This is a genomic window from Salipiger sp. HF18 (assembly GCF_011806505.1).
GTDB lineage: Bacteria > Pseudomonadota > Alphaproteobacteria > Rhodobacterales > Rhodobacteraceae > Salipiger > Salipiger thiooxidans.
On sequence record NZ_JAATOS010000970.1, the window covers coordinates 1 to 613 of the forward strand.

The 613-nt window shown below is 67.9% G+C and carries 1 protein-coding gene; it reads right to left on the reverse strand.

Going from position 1 to position 613, the window contains the following annotated elements:
- Positions 1-85: 85 nt before the first annotated feature.
- Entirely contained in the window at positions 86-592 is a 507-nt protein-coding gene (gene msrA / locus HC022_RS28320; RefSeq protein WP_167454575.1) for a peptide-methionine (S)-S-oxide reductase MsrA, read from the reverse strand.
- Positions 593-613: the final 21 nt, after the last annotated feature.

Sequence of the window (613 nt, forward strand, 5' to 3'; positions counted from 1 at the left end):
GCCCCGGCAAACGGTCGCCGGCCCGGCGGACCGCCCGCCCCCGCCGCGACGCCGAAGGGGCGCCGCAGGGGGGCATCTTTCAGAGTTACTCGGCCGCCGCGCGTTTCGGCAGCACCCAGCCCGGGCGCGGATAGTGGCAGGTGTAGCCGTTGGGGTGGCGCAGCAGGTAATCCTGATGCTCGGGCTCGGCCTGCCAGAAGTCGCCCACCGGCTCGACCTCGGTCACCACCTTGCCCGGCCAGAGCCCCGAGGCGTCCACGTCGGCGATGGTGTCCAGCGCCACCGCCTTCTGCGCCTCGTCCACATAGTAGATCGCCGAGCGGTAGCTCATGCCGACGTCGTTGCCCTGCCGGTTCGGCGTGGTCGGGTCGTGGATCTGGAAGAAGAACTCGAGGATCTGGCGGTAGCTGATCTTCGACGGGTCGAAGAGGATCTCGATCCCCTCCGCGTGGGTGCCGTGGTTGCGGTAAGTGGCGTTGGCCACGTCACCGCCGGTGTATCCGACGCGGGTTTTATCCACGCCCGGAAGCCTGCGGATCAGGTCTTCCATGCCCCAGAAACAACCACCGGCGAGAACGGCGCGTTCACTCATGTCAGGTCCTCCACTTGCTCG